Raw genomic sequence first — 5978 nt, 5'->3', positions numbered from 1 at the left:
CTACTACAACTGATAATTGTAAAGGAACAATCACTGGAACAACAACTACTGTATTCCCTATTACAACTCAGGGAACAACGGTAGTAACTTGGACTTTCAATGATGGAAATGGAAACATTACTACAGCAACTCAAAAAGTAATCGTTAAAGATATAACAGCTCCTGTAGCTCCTACTTTGGCAGATGTAACTGGTCAGTGTTCTGCTACGGCAACTGCTCCTACTACAACAGACAATTGTAAAGGAACAATCACTGGTACAACTAATGATCCGTTAACGTATACAACACAAGGAACACATATAATAACCTGGACTTTCAATGATGGTAACGGAAATATTACTACGGCGACTCAAAAAGTAATCGTAAACATTGTTCCGAGTATTACAACAATTACAGTTCCTGAGATTATCAATAGTATAAATGGGACTCCTGTAGATTTAACTAGCTACCTACCACAAGATGCTCCTAAAAACGGAACTTGGGTTGATACTAACAATTCTGGAGCATTAAACGGTAGTATTTTAAATCCTAATAATGTAGCTTCTGCAGATTATAGTTTCCAATATATTATTGAAACACAAGCATGTCCAATTATCTATGTAATCAATTTAAAAATAGATCAAAGTTTTGTATTAGGATGTGGTACTATAAATGTACACAATGCTTTCTCTCCTAATGGTGACCAATTCAACGAAGTATTCAAAATTGATAATATTGAGGATACACTTTGTTATCCTGAAAACTCAGTTGAAATTTACAACCGTTGGGGAATATTAGTTTATGAAACCAAAGGATACGATAACGTAAATAATGTATTCAAAGGTTATTCTGAAGGAAGAGTTACAGTTGATAAAAATGCTGGACTACCTACTGGAACCTATTTCTATATTTTAAACTATACTTCTGTTGGTTTACAAAATGAAATTATCCCTAACAAAAAACAAGGATACCTATACCTTACTAGATAAAAAACTCAAATCTAATACCAGAGGTTTTTAATAAAACCTCTGGTTATAAAACCAAGTCAAATGAAAACAAAACTATTACTAATCGGTTTGATGTTTACTGCAATGGTAAGTTATGCACAACAAGATGCACAATTTACGCAGTACATGTACAACACAATAAATGTAAATCCCGCCTATGCCGGATCCAGAGGAGCAATGAGTATATTTGCCTTGCATCGTTCCCAATGGGTAGGATTAGATGGAGCCCCAACAACAAATGCTGTTTCTATAAACACTCCTTTTAATAATAGCAGATTAGGTTTGGGAGTTTCGGTTATTAATGATAAAATTGGTCCAACTCATGAAAATACTATTTCTGCTGACCTATCTTATACCATCCCTACTTCTGAAACTGTAAAACTTTCATTTGGTATCAAAGCTACAGCTAATTTATTCGATTTAGATCCTAACAAACTAACTCCTGAACACAGTGGTGATCCAAAATTACAAGGATTCAATAATAAATTCACACCTAACCTTGGAGCGGGTATTTATCTTCATTCCGATAAAGCTTATGTAGGATTTTCTATACCTAACTTTATAGAATCTAATCGATACGATGATAATGATGTGGCGCTTTTCAAAGAAAAAATGAATTACTATTTAATTGCCGGTTATGTTATGGATTTAAGTTACAATCTTAAATTCAAACCTGCTTTATTAACTAAAATGGTACAAGGTGCTCCCCTACAAGTCGATGTATCTGGTAATTTTATGTTCAATGATAAACTTACTTTAGGACTCGCATACCGATGGAATGCTGCAGCAAGTGCTATGGTTGGTTTTCAAGTTTCAGAGGCAATGTATATTGGTTATGGATACGATTTAGAAACTACCAAATTAGATAATTACAATTCGGGTTCACATGAAATTTTCTTGAGATATGAAATTTTCAAAAACAATAAAAAAATTACAACTCCAAGATTCTTCTAAATACAATTATCATGAAAAAAAATATACTCCTTTGCATAGCTATAGTAAGTGTTTTTTCATTTAACATTTATTCCCAAAAGGCTAAGTTGGCCAATGCTGATAAAAACTACAACAACTATGCTTATATAGATGCTATTAAAACCTATGAAAAAGTAGCTGAGAAAGGATACAAGTCTGCTCCTATGTTTCAAAAATTAGGTAATGCTTACTATTTTAATGGAGAATTAGACAAAGCTGTTAAATGGTATACCGAACTTTTTGCTATGCCGGAAACACAAATCGAACCTACTTATTATTATCGTTATGCACAATCACTTCGTGCAATTGGTGATAACAAGAAAGCAGATCAAATCCTGGAACAGTTTGACAAAATTTCTGACAATGATAGTCGTGCTAAACTTTTTAAAGAAAACACTAATTATCTGGAAGAAATAAAACAAAATTCAGGAAGATACAAAATAGAAAATGCAGGTATCAATTCACAATACTCTGATTACGGTTCTAGCATTTATAATAACAAAGTTGTTTTTACTTCGGCAAGAGATACTGGAAGTTTAGGACAAAGAAAGCACACTTGGACCGACCAACATTTTACCAATTTATACAGTGCCGACTTAGATGAACAAATGTCGCCAAGCAATCCTGTTAAATTTAATAAGTCATTAAACTCTAAATTTAACGAAGCCACTCCTGTCTTTACTAAAGATGGTAAAACAGTATATTTTACCAGAAACAATTACATCAATGGTAAAAAAGGTAAAAACGAAAACGGAATTACCTTAGTAAAATTATACAAAGCAACATTAGAAGATGAAAAATGGACTAACATTACAGCGCTACCTTTTACCAGCGATAGCTACAGTACCGCTCACCCTACTCTAAGTCCTGATGAGAAAACAATGTATTTTGCCTCAGATATGCCTGGAACATTAGGTCTATCTGATATTTTTAAGGTACAAATTAATGATGATGGCTCTTTTGGTACTCCTATAAATTTAGGTCCAACTGTAAATACCGAAGGGAGAGAAACATTCCCGTTTGTTAGTCAGGAAAACGAAATTTATTTTGCCTCTGACGGACATCCTGGTGTAGGTGGATTAGATATATTTATGTCTAGAATTAATGATGATGGCTCTTTTAATAAAGTACTAAATATAGGAATGGATGCCAATTCTCCAAAAGACGATTTTGCCTACATTATCGATAGTAAATCAAGAAAAGGTTTCTTATCCTCTAATAGAGATGGTGGACAAGGTTATGATGATATTTATAAATTTTTAGAAACCAGAAAACTCATTTGTGAACAAGAATTATATGGTAAAATTACTGATGCCGAATCAAACATAGCTCTTCCTAATGCTAAAGTGACTTTGTTTGATAATAAAATGAATATCTTGAAAAATGTAGATGCTGATTCAAATGGAGATTATACTTTCATGGTCGAATGTGGAAAACTATATACCGTTAGAGCTCAAAAAGAAAACTACAGTACTAACGAAAAACAAATAACCATCGCTAAAACTAATGGTAAAACTAATCTTCCTATAGCTTTAGAAAAAGACCAATGTAAAGTAACCATAGGTGACGATTTAGGAAAATGTTTTGGTATTAAAATGATTTATTTTGACTTAGACAAATCTAATATTAGAACCGAAGCTGCTTTAGATTTAGAAAAAATACTAGATGTTTTAAATCAATATCCTAACATGAAATTAGATATCCGCTCTCATACCGATAGTCGTGCTTCTTTCAAATACAACGAAGCCTTATCTGACAGAAGAGCAAAATCTACTATCAGTTGGTTAATTAAAAATGGAGTAAATCCTAACAGACTTACAGGAAAAGGATACGGTGAGAATCAACTGGTAAACAGATGTGCTGACGGTGTAAAATGTACAGAAGAAGAACATCAAATGAATCGTAGAAGCGAATTTATCATTACGGCTTTATAATAAAAAACCTTATTGAAATATTTTAAACAAACCCTCGAATGAAATTTCATTCGAGGGTTTGCTTTTTTAATTGAATTAAAAAAAATACTACTTATTATATATTTGTACTAAAATTACATTTAAACGAGTTTTTAGGTTACTTACAGATTAAAGAAATCATTCTCGTTAATTCTTCTTAAATTTAATCATAAGTTTTTCACAAAGAAAAATTAAAAGATATTTTAATGACTAAATATTTTTTCTCCCCACAAAGAGAAATTAGACATCTATTTAAACTAAAAATATTTTGATCCCTATATGTTGTTTTTAACTAACATATACTACACATAGATATAAAATTATTGTTTTTTCTAAAACATAATTTTAATTCATTGATTATAATTAATGTCTTTTTTTAATTTCAAAAAACAGATTCTTACTTATTAGATTGCCCCAAAATCTTCAGCTTATAACTTTACAAAAAATCAGTTATCATTAAGCAAAACAAATCATAAATTCTTCTTCTTAACGACCTACTACTTTTTGGTAAATTCTAAATTCAAGCATAATTTGATGATAATTTCAATTATAATCAAAAGTTGCAACAATATTTCTATTATAAAATATTTAAATAATTAGAATATGGAAACAAATCTACCTTTACAAAAATTGAAACAAACCATTCTATTTATATTATTACTATTTTTTCTTAGTATAACAAATGGTTTTGGACAATCATTTCCTCCTGCAAACACATCTTGTAGTTCCAGCGATTTATCAGTTGTTGCCGCTCAACTATCAGGTGGGGATATTTGTAATTCCTGCGAAACAGCAGTTCCTATTACTCGTACATTGGTTTTATCTATCAATAATACTACTGGTTCAACTAGAACCTCTTTTGCATTCTGGGGAAATTTAGAAATTTATAGCGGAACCACTGGACTATTGATTTCTTCAACTGTGAGAACTGGTTGCAGCGGTCCTCTTCCTCCTAATTCCATAACTTCATTGAATTTTGGTGAAGTTACATATAACTGTGGAGATATAGTAAAAATTTCTAATATCTGGGAAGCATGGACAAGTTCCAGTCCAAATGAGGTTTGTCCATTAGATCCAAACAATATTTCTCCAAAATGCGGAAAAATACCTTCAATAACTGTCAATGCAGGTGTTAATGGTGAGTTTGTTTTAACACAATCACAATGTGGTTCAGCTACTGGAGCAATCGATTTAACTCCTTCAGGAGGTACACCTTCTTACACTTATTTTTGGACTGCTTCTAATGGAGGAGTTGTTCCATTAGGACAACAAAACAATCAAGATCTTACTAATTTAGTCCCAGGTACTTATTCTGTAGAAATTAAAGATGCTAACAATTGTATTACTACCAAAACTAGGGAAATAATTCAAACTTATCCAACTCCTAATGCTGTGGCAACTCCGGCTTCACAGACAATTTGCTCGGCTGATGCAATTACAACAATCGTGCTTTCTGGAAATGTTACAGGAACTACTTTCAATTGGACTAGAAATAATACAGGGACTGTAACTGGTATTGGCGATAGCGGAAACGGAAACGGAAACATCAGCGGAAGTCTCACCAATACAACCAATGCTCCGGTGACCGTGACTTTCACCATCACACCAACAGCCAACGGTTGTACCGGAACACCGATAACCGCGACGGTCACGGTGAATCCGAAACCAACAGTAACGATTACTAACCCAACAGCAGTTTGTTCTCCTTCAACAGTTAATCTTACTTTAGATCCTGTTACGGCTGGAAGTACTACAGAACTGACCTATACTTACTGGACAGATGCGGCAGCAACAATAATTTACAATACTCCAACAACTGCTGGAGCAGGGATCTATTATATAAAAGGTACCACAGCAAATGGATGTTTTGATATAAAACCAGTAACGGTAATTGTTAATTTGCAACCTGTAGTAAGCGATCAGCCGAACCAAACCTTATGCAATACATCTACATTCACTATGACGCAAACTGCACCATCGGTGGGAAGCGGTATATGGACTTTTGTAGGAGCATCTGGTGCTGCTGTAATAACAACACCAAATTCGCCAGCAACAACAATTACGGGAG

The 5978-nt window shown here is 33.1% G+C and carries 4 protein-coding genes; all 4 read left to right on the top strand.

The genetic code is table 11. The annotated features are described in order from the left end of the window. On the top strand, positions 1–968 hold a 968-nt coding region (locus EOD40_RS17790; RefSeq protein ID WP_164905511.1), incomplete at its 5' end, for a gliding motility-associated C-terminal domain-containing protein. A 60-nt stretch (positions 969–1028) separates the two neighbouring features. Continuing rightward, positions 1029–1940, top strand: coding sequence for a PorP/SprF family type IX secretion system membrane protein (locus tag EOD40_RS17785; RefSeq protein ID WP_128197849.1), 912 nt, complete (start codon positions 1029–1031; stop codon positions 1938–1940). An 11-nt stretch (positions 1941–1951) separates the two neighbouring features. Beyond that, on the top strand, positions 1952–3892 hold the full coding sequence (locus EOD40_RS17780) for an OmpA family protein (RefSeq protein ID WP_128197848.1): 1941 nt from the start codon (positions 1952–1954) through the stop codon (positions 3890–3892). 621 nt (positions 3893–4513) lie between these two features. Continuing rightward, a partial coding sequence (locus EOD40_RS17775) for a PKD-like domain-containing protein (protein WP_196781472.1) occupies positions 4514–5978 on the top strand: 1465 nt, incomplete at its 3' end.

Origin of the sequence: Flavobacterium sufflavum, from assembly GCF_004016525.1 — a bacterium.
Lineage (GTDB): Bacteria > Bacteroidota > Bacteroidia > Flavobacteriales > Flavobacteriaceae > Flavobacterium > Flavobacterium sufflavum.
Note: the sequence above shows the minus strand (reverse complement) of the source record. Positions and strands in the feature narration are given on the sequence as shown.